General features: G+C 62.5%; 18 protein-coding genes and 1 tRNA gene. 11 read left to right on the forward strand and 8 right to left on the reverse strand.

Annotated elements, in window-relative coordinates:
• The first annotated feature begins 83 nt into the window (after nucleotides 1–83).
• Nucleotides 84–1,280 carry a Zn-dependent hydrolase gene (locus tag FIU94_RS06990; RefSeq protein WP_152465101.1) on the forward strand — a complete coding sequence of 399 codons (1,197 nt, stop codon included), beginning with the start codon at nucleotides 84–86 and terminating at the stop codon, nucleotides 1,278–1,280.
• Nucleotides 1,281–1,284: 4 nt separating this feature from the next.
• Here the strand turns inward: FIU94_RS06990 and FIU94_RS06995 are convergent, their stop codons facing one another.
• The 3 genes from FIU94_RS06995 to FIU94_RS07005 are packed head-to-tail and all read right to left on the reverse strand — an operon-like array spanning nucleotide 1,285 to nucleotide 4,372.
• A complete protein-coding gene (locus tag FIU94_RS06995; RefSeq protein ID WP_152465102.1) occupies nucleotides 1,285–1,758 on the reverse strand; it encodes a GNAT family N-acetyltransferase in 474 nt (157 codons plus the stop codon).
• A complete protein-coding gene (locus FIU94_RS07000) occupies nucleotides 1,749–2,459 on the reverse strand; it encodes a response regulator transcription factor (protein ID WP_152465103.1) in 711 nt (236 codons plus the stop codon). Before FIU94_RS07000 ends, FIU94_RS06995 begins: the two co-directional genes overlap by 10 nt.
• Nucleotides 2,460–2,461: 2 nt before the next feature.
• Entirely contained in the window at nucleotides 2,462–4,372 is a 1,911-nt protein-coding gene (locus FIU94_RS07005) for a PAS-domain containing protein (RefSeq protein ID WP_152465104.1), read from the reverse strand.
• Nucleotides 4,373–4,565: 193 nt separating this feature from the next.
• Between FIU94_RS07005 and FIU94_RS07010 the strand changes: the two genes are divergently transcribed.
• The 7 genes from FIU94_RS07010 to FIU94_RS07040 all read left to right on the forward strand — a co-directional run bounded on the left by FIU94_RS07010 (nucleotide 4,566) and on the right by FIU94_RS07040 (nucleotide 13,542).
• Nucleotides 4,566–6,539: an AMP-binding protein gene (locus tag FIU94_RS07010; RefSeq protein WP_172975865.1), complete on the forward strand. Its 1,974-nt coding sequence runs from the start codon at nucleotides 4,566–4,568 to the stop codon at nucleotides 6,537–6,539.
• Between the two features lie 85 nt (nucleotides 6,540–6,624).
• Complete coding sequence (locus FIU94_RS07015; RefSeq protein ID WP_152465105.1) at nucleotides 6,625–7,443, forward strand: ABC transporter ATP-binding protein; 819 nt, start codon at nucleotides 6,625–6,627, stop codon at nucleotides 7,441–7,443.
• Nucleotides 7,444–7,496: 53 nt separating this feature from the next.
• Nucleotides 7,497–8,504 carry a branched-chain amino acid ABC transporter permease gene (locus FIU94_RS07020; RefSeq protein ID WP_152465106.1) on the forward strand — a complete coding sequence of 336 codons (1,008 nt, stop codon included), beginning with the start codon at nucleotides 7,497–7,499 and terminating at the stop codon, nucleotides 8,502–8,504.
• A gap of 395 nt (nucleotides 8,505–8,899) precedes the next feature.
• The gene (locus FIU94_RS07025) at nucleotides 8,900–9,976 is read left to right on the forward strand and encodes a branched-chain amino acid ABC transporter permease (RefSeq protein WP_152465107.1); all 1,077 of its coding nucleotides are present in this window, start codon (nucleotides 8,900–8,902) and stop codon (nucleotides 9,974–9,976) included.
• Between the two features lie 83 nt (nucleotides 9,977–10,059).
• On the forward strand, nucleotides 10,060–11,343 hold the full coding sequence (locus tag FIU94_RS07030) for an ABC transporter substrate-binding protein (protein WP_152465108.1): 1,284 nt from the start codon (nucleotides 10,060–10,062) through the stop codon (nucleotides 11,341–11,343).
• A gap of 71 nt (nucleotides 11,344–11,414) precedes the next feature.
• The gene (locus FIU94_RS07035; RefSeq protein ID WP_152465109.1) at nucleotides 11,415–12,251 is read left to right on the forward strand and encodes an ABC transporter ATP-binding protein; all 837 of its coding nucleotides are present in this window, start codon (nucleotides 11,415–11,417) and stop codon (nucleotides 12,249–12,251) included.
• Between the two features lie 88 nt (nucleotides 12,252–12,339).
• Nucleotides 12,340–13,542: a phenylacetate--CoA ligase family protein gene (locus FIU94_RS07040; RefSeq protein WP_152465110.1), complete on the forward strand. Its 1,203-nt coding sequence runs from the start codon at nucleotides 12,340–12,342 to the stop codon at nucleotides 13,540–13,542.
• 1 nt (nucleotide 13,543) lies between these two features.
• Here the strand turns inward: FIU94_RS07040 and FIU94_RS07045 are convergent, their stop codons facing one another.
• Nucleotides 13,544–14,302 (reverse strand): glutaredoxin family protein, encoded by a 759-nt coding sequence (locus tag FIU94_RS07045; RefSeq protein ID WP_216643258.1) that lies wholly within the window; start codon nucleotides 14,300–14,302, stop codon nucleotides 13,544–13,546.
• Between the two features lie 89 nt (nucleotides 14,303–14,391).
• On the opposite strand from FIU94_RS07045, the gene FIU94_RS07050 reads away from it, so the two are divergent.
• Complete coding sequence (locus tag FIU94_RS07050) at nucleotides 14,392–16,065, forward strand: iron ABC transporter permease (RefSeq protein ID WP_152465111.1); 1,674 nt, start codon at nucleotides 14,392–14,394, stop codon at nucleotides 16,063–16,065.
• Between the two features lie 34 nt (nucleotides 16,066–16,099).
• On the opposite strand, the gene yghU is transcribed toward FIU94_RS07050, so the two are convergent.
• The gene (gene yghU, locus FIU94_RS07055; protein ID WP_152465112.1) at nucleotides 16,100–16,969 is read right to left on the reverse strand and encodes a glutathione-dependent disulfide-bond oxidoreductase; all 870 of its coding nucleotides are present in this window, start codon (nucleotides 16,967–16,969) and stop codon (nucleotides 16,100–16,102) included.
• A 100-nt stretch (nucleotides 16,970–17,069) separates the two neighbouring features.
• Here yghU and FIU94_RS07060 point away from each other — a divergent pair, with 100 nt between their 5' ends.
• Entirely contained in the window at nucleotides 17,070–17,648 is a 579-nt protein-coding gene (locus FIU94_RS07060) for a hypothetical protein (RefSeq protein WP_152465113.1), read from the forward strand.
• A 58-nt stretch (nucleotides 17,649–17,706) separates the two neighbouring features.
• Here FIU94_RS07060 and ykgO read toward each other — a convergent pair whose 3' ends face one another.
• A complete protein-coding gene (gene ykgO, locus FIU94_RS07065; protein ID WP_005850168.1) occupies nucleotides 17,707–17,832 on the reverse strand; it encodes a type B 50S ribosomal protein L36 in 126 nt (41 codons plus the stop codon).
• Between the two features lie 87 nt (nucleotides 17,833–17,919).
• Nucleotides 17,920–17,994, reverse strand: a tRNA-Val gene (locus tag FIU94_RS07070).
• 149 nt (nucleotides 17,995–18,143) lie between these two features.
• Between FIU94_RS07070 and FIU94_RS07075 the strand changes: the two genes are divergently transcribed.
• On the forward strand, nucleotides 18,144–19,004 hold the full coding sequence (locus FIU94_RS07075) for an N-formylglutamate amidohydrolase (RefSeq protein ID WP_152465114.1): 861 nt from the start codon (nucleotides 18,144–18,146) through the stop codon (nucleotides 19,002–19,004).
• Here FIU94_RS07075 and FIU94_RS07080 read toward each other — a convergent pair.
• The gene (locus FIU94_RS07080; RefSeq protein WP_152465115.1) at nucleotides 18,983–19,507 is read right to left on the reverse strand and encodes a DUF1772 domain-containing protein; all 525 of its coding nucleotides are present in this window, start codon (nucleotides 19,505–19,507) and stop codon (nucleotides 18,983–18,985) included. The two genes, FIU94_RS07075 and FIU94_RS07080, sit on opposite strands and share 22 nt — an antisense overlap.
• Nucleotides 19,508–19,701: the final 194 nt, after the last annotated feature.

Raw genomic sequence — 19,701 nt, forward strand, 5'->3', positions numbered from 1 at the left:
GCATTCGATTTTATCCTTGCTGATGAGGGGCGCTGCCCCTCAAACTCCCCGGAGTATTTTGGGCAAAAAGAAAGGGGGGCGTCGTGCAGATCAACAGCGACAGATTTCTGGCGGACCTTCATGCCTTGCGGGCCATAGGCGCAGCGGGTGTCGGCAAGGGGGTGGTGCGGCCCGCGTATACGGAAGCCGACGTTGCGGCGCGGCGCTGGCTCGCGGAGCGGTTCCAGGACGCAGGGCTGGAAGTTGCGGTCGACGGGATGGGCAATCTTTTCGGCCTGACCGAGGGGCCATCTCTGTTGATGGGATCACATTCGGACAGCCAGCCCGAGGGCGGCTGGCTGGACGGCGCGCTGGGCGTGGTGGCGGCGCTGGAGGTGGCGCGGGCCAGCCGTGAGGCGGGCGGGCCCGCGGTTTCGGTGGTATCGTTTCAGGACGAGGAAGGGCGTTTCGGTGTCACCACGGGCTCCGCCGTCTGGTCGGGGCATCTGTCGCAGCCTGAGGCGGATGTGCTGACCGATCACGCGGGTGTCGCGCTGGCCGATGCGCGGGCGGCGATGGGCAAGATGGTCACCGGGCCGGTGGACCCGGCGCGCTTCACCGGTTTCATCGAAATGCACATCGAGCAGGGGCCGACGCTCGACAGTGCCGGAGAGCAGATCGGCGTGGTGTCGGACATTGTCGGTATTCGGGACATGAAGGTGACATTCGAGGGTCAGCAGAATCACGCGGGCACCACGCCGATGCATTTGCGCAAGGACGCTTTTCAGGCGGTGTCGGCGTTCAACAGCTTGCTTGAGGAGCGGTTCCGGAACGTGGTGTCCCCGGCGACGGTCTGGACCATCGGGCATGTATCGCTGCATCCGAATGCATCGTCGATCGTGCCGGGGCGGGCGGTGTTTTCGATGCAATGGCGCGACGGGGACAGCGACCGGCTGTCCCGGATGGAAGCGATTATCCGCGATACCGCGCAGCAAGTGGCGCAGGACCGGGGGATGGAGCTGTCTTATGGGCCGCTGCTGGGGCTCGATCCGGTGAAAATGGATGCCCGGCTGCGGGGCGCGCTGGAAGCGGGGGCCGAAGCGGTGGCGCCGGGAAAGTGGCGGGCGATGCCCTCTGGCGCGTTGCACGATGCCACCAATGTCTCGCGGCTGATGCCGGTGGCGATGTTGTTCGTGCCGTCGATCAACGGGATCAGCCATGCGTTCGAGGAAGACACGGCGGAGGAGGACCTTGTCGCCGGGGTGGAGGTGCTGGCGCGTGCCGTGTCCGCTTTGGGCTGATGCATCAGCGGCCCAGGACCTTGGCAAAGCTGACGGAGGTCGGGCGGGTGAAGCCCGGATGCGCGGTGCGCGCCGTTTCGGTGTACCCGCAAGCGACGAAGAGCGCGTGGTTCTCCACCAGTTCGACGCGGCATTGCAGCTCTATTACCGGCAGGCCCAGCGCCCGCGCGCGGGTTTCAGCGTGGTCGATCATATGCCGGGCCAGGCCCTGCCGCCGGGCCTTTGGGTCCACGGCCAGCTTTCCCAGGTAGAGCGCCGCCGGTTTCGGCGTCAGGATCACGCAGGCCAGGGGTGGGGTGCCCAGCGACCACACTTCGGCGCGGGCGGCATCCTTGCGCAGGCTTTCCAGCGTCATCCTCTGCATGGAGGACGGCGGGTCGATCCGGTTTTCCATCTGGGCAAAGGCCGCGCGGATCAGCCCGAGAACCCCTGGCAACGCCGGGTCGTCCGGCCCAAGTCGCCGCGGGGTCAGCTCCATGTAACGTCGCCCAGGAAAATGTAGCCGGCGCCATAGATCGTCTTGATCAATTGCGGGTTCTTCGGATCCTCGCTGAGCTTGGTCCGGAGGCGGGAAATGCGCACGTCCATCGCCCGGTCGAAGCTCTCCGACGCCGCGCCGCCCAGGCTTTCCTGCATCTGCGCCCGGCTGATCAGGCGCTTCGGGCTGTCGAGAAACAGGCGCAGGACCTCGCCTTCGGCATGGGAAAACGGGGTTTCGTCGCCTTCCGCGTTCTCCAGCACGTAGCGGTCGAAATGCGCGGTCCAGCCGTTGAACCGGGCGGTACTGCCGGATTGGGGGCTGGGCCGGGCGCCGCGCAGGCGGGCGCGGATGCGCGCGACAACCTCGGCCGGCTCGAAAGGTTTGATGATGTAGTCGTCCGCGCCCAGTTCAAGGCCGGTCACGCGGTCCTGTACTTCGGCCCGGCCCGAGATGATGATCACGATTGCGCCCTGTTCCAGCGCGAGGCGGTGCACCAGTGTCAGCCCATCCGTGTCCGGCAGGCTGAGGTCCACCAGGCAGACATCGGGGCGGTACCTGGCCAGGGCCGCTTCGAACGCGCGGGCGCGGCCAAAACTGAGCGTGTCGAAGCCCGCCTCCTCCAATGCTTCGCCCAGCATGGTGCGGATCTCGGGTTCGTCGTCGAGGATGGTAACGAGCGGGCGGTCCTTGGCGGTCATGGTCATGCGCCTTTTTGCAGGGCCGGCTGGATCAGCGCGGCGAGGTCCTGGTCATCAAAGGGTTTGCGCAGCACCGGGGCAAGGCGCTGGGCCGCCGTGAACAGCTGGTGGTCTGCGGGCAGGGAAGTCATCAGGCAGATCGGCGTGGTTCCCGCGATGCGCCTGGCGAGGTCAAGGCCTGTCGCCTCTCCCATCAGCTGGATATCGGAGAGCACGAAGGCGATGTCGGGCAGATCGGCGAGCAGCGCCGTCGCCTCGTCTGCGCTCGTCGCCTCGATGACCGAATGGCCGATGCCGGTCAGCATGTCCCGGACCGAGGCGCGGATGTCGTCGTGGTCCTCCACCAGCAGGACGAGCCCGCCGGTGGCCGGGATCGCGGCCCGGTAGGGCAGGCGCAGGGTCACTTGCGCGCCGCCTGCGGGGTCATTGGACAGGCGCAGGTTTCCGCCAGCGGATTTGGTCATGTCGTAGACCATCGGCAGGCCCAGCCCTGATCCTTCGCTGCCTTTGGTGGTGAAGAACGGGTCGAGACCGCGTTCCAGGGCCGAGGGCGAGAACCCCGGTCCGCTGTCCGTCACCACCCATTCGATCCAGGTATCATGCACCAGGCGCTGGGTCAGGCTGATGGTGCCGGTCGTGCCGATGGCATCGCGGGCGTTGAGGATCAGGTTCAGCAGGCTGTCGTTCAGGCGGCCCCGATCCAGCAGGGCGGTGATGCCCGGTGCTTCGTTCGTGATGAGAAGCCGGACATTGGCGGGAAGCGTCGGGGCGGCCAGAGTGTGAAGGTCGGCGATCAGGGCGTCGAGATCGACCGAGACGGGGCGCAGATTTCCCGGCCCGGTCATGTCGGCGATGGTGGACAGCAGCGCGCCGCCCCGGCGGGCGGCGGCGAGGGTGCCGTGGATCAGCGTTCCTCCCTCGGCCGGGAGGCCGGGAAGGCGGGCCAGCCGCGACTGAAGGCCCATAATAATCGTCAGCAGGTTCGAGAAATCATGCGCCAGACCCGAGATCATCTGCGCGGCCAATTCACGTTTGCGGGTCTGCTGCAGGGCTTCGCGGGTCTGTGTCTCTTCGGTGATGTCCATCGACATGACGTAGGCACCGGCCTGACCGTCCGGGGTAAAGGACCCGCGAATGCGCCGCGCGCTTTCCGGGTCGGTGAATTCAACGATGGAAGACTCGCCCCGGAGGGCCCGTTCCAGATCCGGCTTGATCCGGGAAAAGGCACGGGGACCGAGCGCCTCGGAGATATGCAGGCCGACTATGTTGCGGGGCCTGCCGGGCATCACACTGCTGAGACGGCGGTTGGAGTAGGTGTAGCGCGCCCCGGCGTCCACGTGGGCGATATGCGCGGGCATCATCTCGGTCGTGAGGCGCGTGCGGGCTTCGCTTTCGGTCAATTGCCGCTTGGTCTCTTCCAGGGCGGAAATCATCGCGGCGCGTTCGCGGTTGGTTTGCGACAGTTGTTCGGCGTGCGCGAGCACCTGATCCGAAAGCGCACCGGCCCTTGCGCGCAGCAGAGCCTCCTGCGTCTTGGCGGCGGTGATGTCGGTGTAGACCGTGACCCAGCCCCCCTGGGGCAGCGGCGATCCTTCGACAGAGATGGTGCGCCCGTTGGCGCGGGTCCGCTCCATGTAGTGGGGTTCGAACGCGCGGGCCTGTTCGACGCGTTCTTGCACGAAGGTCTCGATGTCCGCGACTTCGCCGTATTCGCCTTTGGTCGCGAGGTGATGGATCGTCTCTCTGAAGGTGGCGCCCGGAGTGACCAGCCTGTCGGGCAGATCGAACATTTGCTGAAACGGCGCGTTGCACACCGCGAGCCGCAGGTTGGAATCGTAGATCGTCAAGGCCTGGGCGATCAGGTTCAGGCCCGCGGTTGTCATCGCCTTGGTCTGGTCGTCGGTGATTTGCATGGCCCCTCCCTGTTTGGAGGTAGCACCGCCATCGACCCCGCGCCAAGCGCAATTCGATCTGGTTACAATTCGAAAGGATTTGGAAATCATCGGGAAAAATTTGACCTCCAGCATCAAATCCTCACCTTGGAGGGGTGAAAGAATCGCGCAAAGTGATCGCGCCGCCTGAAGGCGGCACTGGGAGGAGAAGAATTTGGCCAAGCCGCTGACGCGCGCCGACGGACCCGCATCCGTGCCGGCCCTGTTGCACCGCAATGCACGGGAGTTCGCAAACGCGCCCGCGTATCGCGAAAAGGAATACGGCATCTGGCAGAGCTGGACCTGGTCGCAGACCCGCGACGAGGTCGAGGCGCTGGCCCTGGGGCTGATGGAGATGGGCGCGCAGGAGGGCGACTTCATCGCGATCATCGGGCGCAACCGGCCCTATCTGTATTGGGTCATGATGGCCGCGCAGATGGTGGGGGCAATTCCCGTCCCGCTGTACCAGGACTCCAACGCGGACGAGATGGCCTATGTCATGGACCACTGCGGGGCGCGGTTTGCCGTGGTGGGCGATCAGGAACAGGTGGACAAGATCATCGAAGTGCAGGACCGGCTGACCGGGTTCGAGCAGATGATCTATCTCGATCCGCGCGGCCTGCGGAAATACGACCATTCCGCCCTGACCCAGTACAGCAGGGTACAGGAAATCGGGCGCGAGACCCGCGAGAAGCACATCAAGGAGATGGAAGCGCGTCAGGCCAGGCTGGACTACGACAGTACCGGTGTGATGCTCTATACCTCCGGCACCACGGGCAAGCCCAAGGGCGTGGTGCTGTCCAACCGCAACATCATCGAAACGGCGAAATCCTCGTCCGAGTTCGACGGGCTGCGCCAGACCGATGACATCCTCGCCTATCTGCCGATGGCCTGGGTGGGCGATTTCATCTTTTCCGTGGGTCAGGCGCTTTGGACCGGGTTCTGCACCAATTGTCCCGAATCGGCGGACACGATGCATGTGGACCTGCGCGAGATCGGGCCGACTTACTACTTCGCACCGCCACGGGTGTTCGAAACGCAATTGACCAACGTGATGATCCGCATGGAGGATTCGGGCCGGTTGAAGAAATGGCTTTTCGACACCTTCATGGCCCATGCCCGAAAGGTCGGCCCGGCTATTCTGGACGGCGGCAGGGTGGGCACCTGGGATCGCCTGAAGTACAGGTTGGGCGAAATGCTGATCTATGGCCCGCTCAAGAATACCCTGGGCCTGAGCCGGGTGCGCGTGGGCTACACCGCGGGCGAAGCGATCGGGCCCGAGATTTTCGACTTCTACCGGTCACTGGGGATCAATCTCAAACAGCTCTACGGTCAGACCGAGGCGACGGTTTTCATCACCGCGCAGCCGGACGGCGAGGTGCGCAGCGACACCGTTGGTGTGCCGTCACCCGGTGTCGAGCTGAAGATCGCGGAGAATGGCGAGGTTTTCTACCGGTCGCCTGGCGTCTTCGTCGAATACTACAAGAACCCGGAAAGCACTGCGGACACCAAGGATCCCGAAGGCTGGGTCGCCACCGGCGACGCCGGTTTCATCGAAGAGGACACCGGCCACCTGCGGATCATCGACCGGGCCAAGGACGTGGGCAAGATGGCGGACGGATCGCTGTTCGCGCCGAAGTACGTCGAGAACAAGCTGAAGTTCTTTCCCAACATCCTTGAGGCCGTGGTCTTTGGCAACGGTCGCACCGAATGCACCGCCTTTATCAACATCGACCTGACGGCGGTGGGCAACTGGGCCGAGCGCAACAACATCGGCTATGCGTCCTATCAGGAGCTGGCGCGCCATCCGCAGGTGATGGATACGATCCAGTCCCATGTGGAGGAGGTCAACGCCAGCATTGCCGAGGATGAGATGCTATCGGGCTGCCAGGTCCACCGGTTTGTCGTGCTACACAAGGAATTGGACGCCGACGACGGCGAATTGACCCGCACCCGCAAGGTGCGTCGAAAGATCATCAGCGAGAAATACGACGACATCGTTGTGGCGCTCTATGATGGGTCGAAAACGATCAGTACCGAGACCGAGGTGACATACGAGGACGGGCGCAAGGGCAGCATCAAGGCGACGCTGGAAGTCCGCGATGCGAAGGTGTTCGCGGATAACCGCAAGAAAATGGCGGCAGAGTGATGGAGATGCGCCGCGCGCGTGCCGCGACGCCCCGCCCGCCATCCCGCGCCGGGTGTGCCGTGAAACAGGATAAGGGGAGCAAGCTGTGAAGGATAACGCAGAAAGCTACCAGACCGCCGACGGCCGCACCATCGGCCCGGTCGTGATGGAGATGAAGAACATCACGCTGCGCTTTGGCGGGGTAGAGGCGATCAAGGACATATCCTTTGACATCCGGGAGGGCGAGATCCGTGCGATCATCGGCCCGAACGGCGCCGGGAAATCGTCGATGCTGAACGTCATCTCCGGCTTCTACGTCCCGCAGGAAGGCGAAGTCTGGTACAAGGGCTCCCGCCGCCCGGCGATGAAACCGTTCCAGGTGGCGGAGCAGGGCATCGCCCGGACGTTCCAGAACATCGCGCTCTTCGAAGGGATGAGCGTGCTGGACAACGTGATGACCGGTCGCCTGCCGCATATGAGCACCGGCATGTTCTGGCAGAGCCTTTGGAAGGGCAAGGCCGAGCGGGAAGAGATCGAGAACCGGGAAGCCGCCGAAAAGATCATCGACTTTCTGGAGATCCAGGCGATCCGCAAGACGCCGGTGGCACGTTTGCCCTATGGCTTGAAGAAACGTGTCGAACTGGCCCGCGCGCTGGCCGCCGAGCCGTCGATCCTGCTGCTGGATGAGCCGATGGCGGGCATGAACGTCGAGGAGAAGGAGGACATGAGCCGCTTTATCCTGGACGTAAACGACGAATTCGGCACCACCATCGCGCTGATCGAGCACGACATGGGCGTGGTCATGGACCTCTCCGACCGGGTGGTGGTGATGGATTACGGCAAGAAGATCGGTGACGGCACCCCGACAGAGGTGCGCAACAACCAGGACGTGATCGACGCTTATTTGGGGGTAGCCCATGACTGATAATGCCGAGCGGACAATCTGCGCCCTGCTACGGTTTGACGGAGGGCCGATCAATGCCTGAGCAGCTGGTTTATACCGCCGAAGTCTTTCTGAACGGCCTGATGGCAGGCGTGCTTTATGCGCTGGTCGCGCTGGGTTTCGTGCTGATCTACAAGGCCTCGGGCATCTTCAACTATGCGCAGGGCGTCATGGCGCTGTTCGCTGCGATGACACTGGTGGGCATTCAGAACGGGCAGGTGCCCTTTGCGCATCTGATCAACGCGATCTTCGGCACCGATGTGCACGGTTTCGGGTGGACGGTGCACAGTTTCCTCGCCATCCTGCTGACGGTTCTGGTGATGATCGTGCTCGCCTGGGCGGTGCAAAGGTTCGTATTCCGGCACCTGGTCGGGCAGGAACCGATCATCCTGTTCATGGCCACCATCGGCCTGGCCTATTTCCTCGAAGGGGTCGCGGACCTGATGTGGGGATCCGAGCTCAAGGCGCTGGACGTATGTGCGGCCCAAGGAGCCTGTCTGCCGCAGGGCATGAACATGTGGCTGGACGAAACCACCTATGAAGCGTTTGGCACGGGCGTCTTTATCGACAACCTGGATATCGTCGCCTCTATCGTGGCCGCGGTGCTGGTGATCGGGCTGGTCGTGTTCGCACAGTACACGAAACAGGGCCGCGCGATGCGGGCCGTGGCGGATGACCATCAGGCGGCGCTGTCGGTGGGTGTGTCGCTGAACTACATATGGGTCTTGGTCTGGTCGCTTGCGGGATTCGTGGCGCTGGTGGCCGGGATCATGTGGGGGGCAAAGTCGGGCGTGCAGTTCTCGCTGTCGCTGATTGCGCTCAAGGCGCTGCCGGTGCTGATGCTGGGCGGGTTCACCTCGATCCCCGGCGCCATCGTGGGCGGGCTGATCATCGGCGTGGGCGAGAAGCTGTTCGAATTTCTGATCGGGGCGCCGTACCTCGGCGGGGCCACGGAGAACTGGTTCGCCTACATGCTGGCGCTGCTGTTCCTGGTGTTCCGCCCGCAGGGCCTGTTCGGGGAGCGGATCATTGAGCGGGTTTGACAAATTATGCCTATAGAAAATGTGCGTCGCTACAAACAAAGGGGAGCTGCAGACTGCGGAATAGCCTGCTTGCGAATGATATCGCGAGTTTCGTTTGAAGAGGCTCGGAATGCCTTCAGAAACCCCGATGTGATCGAGCGAAAGGGCGCTGACGATACAGAGATCCGTCAAGCCTTTGAAGAAATGGGCTATCGGGTGGGTTACTCTAGAAAGTTAAGTGGCTCAGCTGAAGAAAAAGAGCGGTATCTCAGGGAACTAAATGAGACGTGCTTGGTCGAATATAAAACACACTGGCTCGTTTGGGACGCTGCAAACGAGCGACTCCTTTGCCCCCAGGATCCTGAGCCGAATTGGCGTCGCGTAGTTGGGTGTTATACTGTCAGAGAGGCCGATTGATGTTCTACCGTGAAGCGGGCGATTTCCGGACCACCTATGCCGAAGATCAGCAGACCTTTCCGATCAGGTTCGACCGGTATCGCTATTATCTGGTCCTGTTTGCGGCGATTTTCGTCGTGCCCTTCGTCATCAACGACTACTGGGCCAACTCGCTGCTGCTGCCCTTCCTGATCTATGCCATTGCAGCGATCGGGCTGAACATACTCGTAGGGTATTGCGGACAGGTGAGCCTGGGCACCGGGGGGTTCATGGCGGTAGGGGCCTATGCCTGCTACAAGCTGATGACGGCGATGCCCGACGTCAGCATGTTCGTTCATGTGATCCTGGCAGGGGTGATCACCGCCGGGGTTGGGGTGCTGTTCGGCCTGCCGTCCCTGCGGATCAAGGGGTTCTACCTGGCGGTGGCGACGCTGGCGGCGCAGTTCTTTCTGGTCTGGCTCTTCAACCGGTTTCCGTGGTTCTACAACTACTCGGCCTCGGGCCAGATCAACGCGCCGGAGCGGGACGTGTTTGGCGTTGTCATCACCGGCCCCAATGCCGAAGCTTGGGCAACCTACGCGTTCTGCCTGATTTTCACGATCTTCAGCGCCATCGTGGCGCGGAATTTGACGCGCGGGTCGGTGGGGCGCAAGTGGATGGCGATCCGCGACATGGACATCGCGGCCGAGATCATCGGTGTGAACCCGCTGCGGGCCAAGCTGACGGCCTTTGCGGTCTCGTCGTTCTTCATCGGGATTTCCGGGGCATTGTTCTTTGCGATCTATCTGGGCGCGGTCGAGGTGGGCGAGGCTTTCGGCATCCAGAAATCCTTCCTGGTGCTCTTCATGATCATCATCGGCGGGCTGGGCAGTATCTTCGGATCCTTCGCGGGGGCGGCCTTCCTGGTGCTGTTGCCGGTCCTTCTGAAGGTTGTCGGCGTGGATTGGCTGGGCTGGCCGACCGACATCGTGGCGCATCTGCAGCTGGTGATCGTGGGGGCGCTGATCGTGCTGTTCCTGATCGCCGAGCCGCATGGCATCGCGCAGCTCTGGCGCGTGGCCAAGGAAAAACTCAGATTGTGGCCCTTCCCGCATTAGGATCGGGACTACTGAACCGAGGTGGGGCGGAACCCTGCCCTCAAACGTAACAAGTCGGAAATTATCCAAGGGAGGAAACACCGATGAAACTGAAACTGGCAACACTGGCGGTCGCGGGCATGATGGCCGCCGCCCCGGCGATGGCGGAACTCGTCTTTCCGTCGCTGAGCTATCGGACCGGCCCCTACGCCGCGGGCGGGATCCCCTTTGCTGACGGGTACGCCGACTATTTCACCATGCTGAACGAACGTGATGGCGGCATCAACGGGGTGATGACAAGCGTTCCGGAATGCGAGACGGCCTATAACACCGAGAAGGGTGTGGAGTGCTATGAATCGCTGAAGGACAGTGGCGGTCTGGTTTATCAACCGCTGTCGACCGGAATCACCTATCAGCTGATCCCCAAAACGACGGCTGATGACATCCCGATGCACACGATGGGCTATGGCCGGACCTCGGCCAAGAACGGCGAAGTGTTCACCCACACGTTCAACTATCCCGCCAACTATTGGGACGGTGCGTCGGGCGCCATCAATTATCTGCTGGAGGAGAACGGCGGCGACCTGAGCGGCAAGAAGATCGCGCTGGTCTACCACAACTCCGCCTATGGCAAGGAACCGATCCGGACCCTTCAGGAACTGAGCAAAAAGCACGGCTTCGAACTGTCGGAAGTGCCGGTCGATCATCCGGGCCAGGAACAGAAATCCCAGTGGCTGCAGATTCGCCGGGACAAGCCCGATTACGTGATCATGTACGGCTGGGGTGTGATGAACCAGGTCGCGGTTCAGGAAGCGGCGAACATCCGGTTTCCGATGGAAAACTTCATCGGCATCTGGTGGTCCGGTTCCGAAAATGACGTGCTGGCAGCCGGTGCAGCGGCGGATGGCTACAAGGCGCTGACCTTCCACGGCGTGGGCAGCGACTTCCCGGTCTTCGACGACATTCAGACACATGTTGTTGACAAGGGCTTGGCCGCCGGTGCTGGCGACCAAATCGGCACCGTGCTGTATAACCGTGGCCTCTATGCCGCGATGCTGGCTGCCGAAGCTGCCAAGAACGCAATGGAGATCCATGACACCAAGGACATCACGCCTGCAATGATGCGTGACGGCATGGAAGCCCTCGACATGACCGAAGAGAAAATGACCGAGCTGGGTCTGCCCGGCTTTGGCCCGACCTTCAAGGTGAGCTGCGAGAACCATGGCGGCAACGGTCTTGTCGGTGTGACGCAGTGGGACGCGGAAGCCAAGGAGTGGACGCTGATCTCTGACTTCTCGGAAACCGACCGCGACGTGATCGGCCCGCTGATCGAGGAAGACTCGACCGCCTATGCGGCCGAGAACAACATCGAGCCTGGCTGCAGCTAAGGCGCAGTTTCCGGCCCGCGCCATGGTGCGGGCCGGGCATCATCCCCGATCCTGTTGGAAAGACGAAACCCATGCTGGACGACACCGATACCGCTGACGTGGCCGTGGACAACGTGCTGGAAGTCAACAACATCGAGGTAATCTACAACCATGTGATCCTCGTGCTGAAAGGCGTCAGCCTGAACGTGCCCAAGGGCGGCATCACCGCGCTGCTGGGCGGCAACGGGGCGGGCAAGACGACCACGCTCAAGGCGATCTCGGGGTTGCTGGCGAGCGAGCGGGGCGAGGTCACGAAAGGGTCGATCAAATATCGTGGCGCACCCATCCACCATGCCGACCCTGCCGAGACGGTAAAGAAGGGGGTCGTCCAGGTGATGGAAGGTCGCCACTGTTTCGAACACCTGACCATCGAGGAGAATCTGCTGACGGGCGCCTATACCCGCACCGATGGCACCGGCGCTATCAATGCCGATCTTGAAATGGTCTATAATTACTTTCCGCGCCTGAAAGAGCGGCGGAGGTCCCAGGCGGGCTATACCTCGGGCGGGGAGCAGCAGATGTGCGCCGTCGGACGTGCGCTGATGAGCCGCCCGGAAACGATCCTGCTGGACGAGCCGTCGATGGGCCTGGCCCCGCAGCTGGTAGAGCAGATTTTCGAGATCGTGAGGTCGATCAACGACGAGCAGGGCGTGACGTTTCTGCTGGCCGAGCAGAACACCAATGTGGCCCTGCGCTTTGCCCACTACGGCTATATCCTGGAATCCGGCCGTGTGGTCATGGACGGCCCCGCAGCCGACCTGCGCGAAAATCAGGACGTGAAAGAGTTCTACCTCGGTCTGTCGGACGAAGGCCGCAAGAGCTACCGCGAGGTGCGCAGCTACCGCCGCCGCAAACGCTGGCTATCCTGACGGCCGGCAAAGGCCGCGTAGGCAGAAACGAACGTCATCGGGGCGCCATGCTCCTCATTCAAGTTCAAGAGCAACAAGGGTCGAAGTCATGTCCGATTCCCATTTCGATGATCTGGAAACCCGCAGCGCCGACGCACGGGCGGCAGCGCAGGCCGGACAACTGCGGCAAATCCTGGCAGGCATCACCGGTGCGCCGGAGAGCTGGCGCATGGCGGCCGCGGGGGTTTCGGGGCCGGATGACTTGCCGAAACTGCCGGTCCTGCGCAAGTCCGACCTCAGCGGCTGGCAAAAGGCGGCCCCGCCGTTCGGCGGGATCGCGGTGCATAACGCGACGCATGTGTTCCAGTCGCCAGGCCCGATCTACGAACCCGGTGGCAGCAGCCCCGATTGGTTTCGCATGGGCCGCTTCCTGCATGCGGCGGGATTGGGGCCGGAAGACATCGTTCAGAATTGCTTTGGCTACCATCTGACCCCAGCGGGCCATATGTTCGAAAGCGGTGCGCGGGCAGTGGGCGCAATGGTCTTGCCCGCTGGTGTCGGCCAGACCGAATTGCAAGTCACCGCGGCCCGAGACATCGGCACCACGGCCTACGCGGGGACACCGGATTATCTGAAGGTGATCCTGGAGAAAGCTGATGAGATGGGGGTGAAACTGGGCATCACCAAAGCTGCGGTGGGCGGCGGTGCGCTGTTTCCCTCGCTGCGGCAGTACTACACCGATCGGGGTATTGCCTGCCTGCAATGCTATGCAACCGCCGACCTCGGCAATGTCGCCTATGAAAGCCAGGCGATGGAAGGAATGATCGTGGACGAAGGCGTGATCGTCGAAATCGTGACCCCCGGCACCGGCGATCCGGTCGCAGCGGGCGAGGTCGGCGAGGTCGTCGTCACGTCCTTGAACCCGGATTACCCCCTGATCCGCTTCGCCACCGGCGATCTGTCAGCAGTCATGGAGGGGCAAAGTCCTTGCGGGCGGACGAATATGCGCATCAAGGGTTGGATGGGCCGCGCCGATCAGACCACCAAGATCAAGGGCATGTTCGTGCGCCCGGAACAGGTCGCGGCGCTGGTGGCCCAGCACGATGAAATCAGCAAGGCGCGCGTCGTTGCCAGCCGCGCGGGCGAAAAAGACGTCATGACCGTTCACATTGAGGCGGCGGGCGGAGATGCAGCCCTCTATGCACAGTCGGTCACAAATCTGCTGAAGCTGAAGGGCGAGGTCATCGTAGTCGACCCCGGAACCCTGCCCAAAGACGGGCTGGTGATCGAGGATCAGCGAAATTACGACTGAGTTACAGCGCCGTCGCCGCCATCCAGATCGCCATTGCGACCATCATCAGGTTCTCGGTGAGCGAGATAAACCCTAACGGCACATTGCTGTCGCCGCCAACACAGGCGCATTTCAATTCGCGTTTGTCGATATAGACCGCCTTGAATACTGACAACGCGCCGATTGTGCCGATGAAGAGTGCGACCGGGGCAGACAGCCAGGTGGCGACGCCTGCCAGCATCAATACACCTGCCAGCCCCTCGGCATATGGATAGATTTTCCCGTAGGGCACCCAACGGCGCGCCAAAAGATCGTAGTTCAGGAACATGGTGGAGAAACTCTCGACGTCCTGAAGCTTTTGCAGGGCGAGCAGGCACATCGCAATCGCGATGAACTTGGGGATGACCATGACGGTCAGAAGTGTTCCGAAAGACAGCCAGCACAGCGCCATGCTCATGGCGAAAGCCATGGCGAACAATGCGATGACCGGCCGATAGCTCTTGCCGTCGTCCTTCGCGCTGTCGTGGCCAAGGTGAACGCGCAGGTCGTCGTAGCCGCCGATCCGTTTGCCGCCGATGTAGACCTGCGGGGTCGTATCGACATTTTCCCGCTCCTGAAAGCGGTCGGTTTCTTCGCGGGTTTCGAGATGGTGATCTTCGACCGCAAACCCTTCGCGCTCAAGAAGGTCTTTCGCTTTCAAACCGAAGGGGCACAGATGGTCAGGCATGACCATACGATAAAGCTTGGCCGTTTGGTGCGTGGACGTGCGTTCATCAGTCATACCAGATGAACCCGGGGGTGCGTTGAATTGTTCCGGTCTGAAGACTGGCTGGGTCTGGCAATCCTGACTGAAATCATCGAAATAGGGGCATGACCCAGACGACAGCTCTGACCCTGCAAAAGCACGCCGCCCAGACGGACCGAACGCGAAGCTTGGCCGTCGCTGCGGTGTTTGTCGCCGTGACCTGTGCCTTGCCGATGATCGCAGTGCTGATCGCGGCGCTCAGCGGAGGGACGGACACAGTGCGGCACCTCATCTCGACGGTGCTGGGGGGCTATACCTGGACGACCTTCAAACTGGTCGTGCTGGTTGCAGCGGGCACCTTTGCCGTTGGGGTCGGCGCGGCCTGGCTGGTGACGATGACCCGCTTTCCCGGGGTGCGTCTGTTCGAGATCCTGCTGGTTCTGCCACTGGCCTTTCCGGCCTATGTGCTGGCCTACGCATATACCTATATCCTGGATCACCCCGGGATCGTGCAAAGCATGCTGCGCGACGTGACCGGATGGGGGCCGCGGGACTACTGGTTTCCTGATGTCCGCTCGTTGGGCGGGGCAGCGATCATGCTGATTCTGGTGCTGTACCCCTATGTCTATCTGCTGGCCCGGGCGGCGTTCCTCCAGCAGAGCGGGACGACCTTCCTTGCGGCGCGGGCGCTGGGGTCTTCTGCCTTTGCGGCGTTCTTCAAGGTCAGCCTTCCGCTGGCGCGCCCCGCGATTGCGGGGGGTGTCCTGCTGGCGGTGATGGAAACCATCGCGGATTTCGGCACTGTCGCCTATTTCGGCGTACAGACCTTTGCCACCGGCATCTATACCTCCTGGTTCTCTCTGTATGACCGGGCGGGGGCGGCGCAGCTGGCGCTGTGCCTGCTGTCGGTTGCCCTGTTGCTGGCGATGCTTGAGCGGGTTCAGCGGGGCAAGGCCAAATACCATGACCCCGCGAAACGCGCCCCCAGCATGCCCCCGATCAGACTGCAGGGCTTTGCGGGAATCGCGGCGCTCTTGCTTTGTGGCATTCCGGTCATCTTTGGCGCGGTGTTGCCGGTCATCATCCTGTTCACGATGGGCCTGGGGGCCGAGCAGGACCTGTTGAGCCCCCGCTATCTGGGTTTCATGCGGAACTCCGTCACGCTTGCGGGTGTGGCGGCCGTGGTCACGGTGATCGGTGCGGTCTGCGTGGGGTTCTTTCGCAGGCTGCGGCCCGGACGGTTGTCACGCGGGGCAGCCTATGTGGCGCGGCTGGGCTACGCGGTGCCGGGCGGGGTGATCGCGGTAGGGCTGATGGTGCCCTTCGCCGCCTTCGACAACGCGCTGGACGCCTGGATGCGCGCGACTTTCAACATCTCTACCGGGTTGCTGATAACGGGGTCGATCTGGCTGCTGGTGGCGGCCTACATGGTGCGTTTCATGGCGGCGGCGCTTGGCGCCTACGAAGGCGGACAGGCGATGGTTCATGCCAATATGGACGCCGCCGCGCGGTCATTGGGCGAAGGGCCGATGGGCACGCTGCGCCGGGTTCATCTGCCGATCCTCGCGCCCAGCTTGCTGACCGCGCTCCTGATCGTCTTTGTCGATGTCATGAAAGAGCTGCCCGCGACGCTGATCATGCGGCCGTTCAACTACGATACCCTTGCGGTACAGGCCTATCGGCTGGCAAGCGACGAACGGCTGGGTGGCGCGGCGGTGCCCAGCCTTGTGATCGTAGCGATGGGGCTGCTGCCCGTGATCCTGATCTGCCGCCAGGTGGGCCGGGGCAGGCGGGTCTGAGGCGCGGCGCGCCCCGGACCCTGTGCAGCCGAACCTAGCCTTCGTTGTCCTGCAGCTTGTCCTGCGTCCGGGTTTCAAAGTCGCTCGCATCGTGCCGCTCGCGCAGTTGCATCGACAGATCGTCGCCGAAAGCACGGTTGACCATGCGGCCCCGCTTGACCGCCGGACGGGCGTCGATGGCCTCTGCCCAGCGCAGGACGTTCTTGTAGGACTTCACGTCAAGGAAGGTTCCGGCATCGTAGAGACGCCCCAGCACGAGTTGGCCATACCACGCCCAGATTGCCATGTCGGCAATGGAATAGCTGCCCGCCATCCAGTCCTTGTCCGCCAGATGCCGGTCCAGCACGTCAAGCTGGCGCTTGGTTTCCATCGTGAAGCGGTCGATGGGGTATTTCCATTTCTCGGGCGCATAGGCGTAGAAATGGCCGAACCCGCCACCGAGGTAGGGCGCGCTGCCCATTTGCCAGAACAGCCAGCTGAACATCTCGGTCCGGTCCGAAGGGGTCTCGGGGATGAATGCACCGAATTTTTCCGCCAGGTGCATCATGATCGACGCCGATTCGAAGACGCGCTGCGGCGCGTCGCCGGAGTGATCCATCAATGCCGGAATCTTGGAATTCGGGTTAGCCTCGACAAAGCCGGAGCCGAATTGATTGCCTTCGGAAATGTCGATGATCCAGGCGTCATATTCCGCGCCCTGGTGCCCTGCGGCAAGCAGTTCCTCGAACAGGACAGTCACCTTTACCCCGTTGGGCGTGGCAAGTGAGTAGAGCTGGAAGGGATGTTTGCCGACGGGCAGTTCCTTGTCATGGGTCGGCCCCGCGATCGGGCGGTTGATCGACGCGAAGCGCCCGCCGCTGGCTTCGTCCTGGGTCCAGACCTCTGGGGGGGTATAGGTTTTCATGTGGTGGCCTTTTCTGTTTGCAGCTTTTCTGGCACCCTATTCCTTGTCGCCCCGGTGGCAAGGCCGGGGCGACGCTGCTGAACCAGCTGTGAGACATCCGATGGCCATGCCGTTGCGTCGAAATCTGACCTATCTCCTGATTGTCCTGGCCTGGCTGCTGGCCGTCCTGGCAACGCCCTCCCGCGCGACGCCGGAACCGGGGCTGATGTGGAACCGCTCTGGCTTGCCTGCGGTGTTTCCGCTGCAGCTGCGCACGCACCCCGGGTTGGACTACCTGCTGATGCTGACACCGGTAAACGAAGATGCCGCGGTATTGGCGGCCTATGCGCGGGGTGGGGAATTTTTCCGCGTTCTGGTGCCGCCGGGCGAATTCGAGGTCTCCATTGCCGCAGGGCGGGAATGGCAGGGTGAGAAGCGTCTCTTTGGCCCTGATACGCGCTTTTTCAACCTTGAGGCGCCGCTGACCTTTCGGGTGAAAGGGTTGAGTCGGCGTCAGGGCCATGTGATCGACCTGCGGCGGGTATTGGAAGATCCCGAAGCCATCGAGACGGCGTCGAGGAGCCTGTGCCAGACGCTCCGGCTTGCGCCGGACGAGAGGTGGCTGGCGGTGCCCGGTCCGGACCCGGACGGACCCGACGACAGGATTCCGCGTTACGAGGTGCGCCCCAGGCTGTGCTGACCCCAAAAGAAAAAGGCTGCCCCGGAGGACAGCCTTGAACAGCAATTGCTGGCAAAGTTCAGCCCTGGCGGGCTTTGAACCGGCGCTGCGTCTTGTTGATCACGTAAACGCGGCCTTTGCGACGCACAACGCGGCAATCACGGTGCCGGTTCTTGAGCGAGCGGAGCGAGTTGCGAACTTTCATGTCCACCTCCATCTTTCTGTCTGGCGCGAACCAGCGCCGGGTTGCGGGCAGCCAGACACGCCTGGGCGTCCGGCCGGTGAATTTCGGTGGTGGGCGATACTGGGATCGAACCAGTGACCCCTTCGATGTCAACGAAGTGCTCTACCGCTGAGCTAATCACCCACACTGAAACACGGGATAAACACGGCCCCAAACAAAATGGGGCGCGAAAACCCGCGCCGTGAGGGGTGCTATAAAAGGAGTCGGAGCCATGATCAAGGGCTTTTGGCATCTCAATTTTCTGCGCTATGTTCGAACCGAAAGGGGCCGCCATGCCAAAGTCCGCCTATGAAGTTCTGCACCCTGAGCGCAACCGGTCCTGTGTGGTCTTTGCCTCGCCCCACTCGGGGCGGGATTACCCCTGGTCCTTTCTGCGCAATACAGTGCTGGACGAACACGCGATCCGGTCTTCCGAGGATGCTTTCGTCGACATGCTGTTTGACAGTGCCCCGCGTTTCGGTGCCGCTTTCATAAAGGCTGGCGCGCCTCGGGCCTTTGTCGATCTGAATCGGTCGTCCGATGAACTGGATCCGGCCCTGATCGAAGGGGTGCGCCGACAGGGGCACAACCCGCGGGTGGCGTCCGGCCTTGGCGTGGTGCCGCGCGTGGTGGCGAATGGGCGGGCGATCTATCGTGGCAAGATCACGCTGGAAGAAGCGCAGCGTCGCATCGACAGGTATTGGCAGCCGTATCACGACATGCTGCAAAAGCTGTTGGACACCGCGCACCGGCGGCACGGGCAGGCGGTGCTGCTGGATTGCCATTCCATGCCGCACGAGGCGATGGATGGTGTGGCGCGGTCCGGCATGCGCCGTCCGGACGTTGTGCTGGGCGACCGTTTTGGTGCCTCGGCGACCGCTGAGGTGGTGGATCGCATCGAAGCGGCCTTTGCGGCAGCTGGCTTTGTCGTGACCAGAAACACCCCCTTTGCCGGGGCCTATATCACTCAGGCCTATGGACGTCCGTCGCGCGGGCAGCATGCCGTTCAGGTGGAAATCGACCGTTCGGTTTATATGAACGAGGCGCTGATCCGGCCCAATGGCGATTTCGAAGCCGTGCGCGGGGCGTTGCAGCAGGTGGTGCGCGAAATTGCGCAGATCGGTCAGGGGCGTCAGCCGCTCGCGGCGGAATAGCTGCTTACCTTCTTTTCGGCCAGAAAGGCCATGCCAAGGCAGAGCAGCCCGAGCCCTGTCGCCACGGTGCGTGCCTGATTCCAGAATTGCCAGTCGGCGGAGTATTCCTGCCAGATTCGGCGGGCATCCTCGATATCTTCGGGAACGCTGAGCGCACCGAGAGCCTCGTTCATCGGCACGTTAACGGCCATCGTCAGAAGAACACCGGGAAATACCACCAACAGGGTGGTGGCCAGGGTCCAATACGCGGCGGTTCGCTGCGCTGACGAAAACAGGCACAGCGTGGTGATCGCCAGCGCCACAGGCGTTCCAAAAAAGGCGGGCGCGAAAACCGCGTTTCGCACGGAGGCGTTCATGGCCTGCATCGCCGAGATGGCAACCCGCGGGTCCGCCTGATCCAGGCCCCACATCGTCGAGCAGACCCAAGCATAGAAGAAGCCGAAGAGCGCCCCGCACAGGAGCAGAGACAACATCAACAATGGGCGGGTCAGGGTAGAGGTCATCGTATTTCCGTATTTATGTGTACGCTTTGTTATCCGTACTTGTATGTACGGTTATCTGTCAAGAGGGATCAGGCATGGTGCGCGTCGGGACAAACGCGCAGATTTGCGGCGGTCGGACAGGCTGTGTTCGGGTTGGTGCAAGGCGAATCGCAGTCCGGCGCAAAGGGCGCCCGCATAGGCGGTGCGTGGGGTGT

Origin of the sequence: Sulfitobacter sp. THAF37 (assembly GCF_009363555.1) — a bacterium.
Taxonomy (GTDB): domain Bacteria; phylum Pseudomonadota; class Alphaproteobacteria; order Rhodobacterales; family Rhodobacteraceae; genus Sulfitobacter.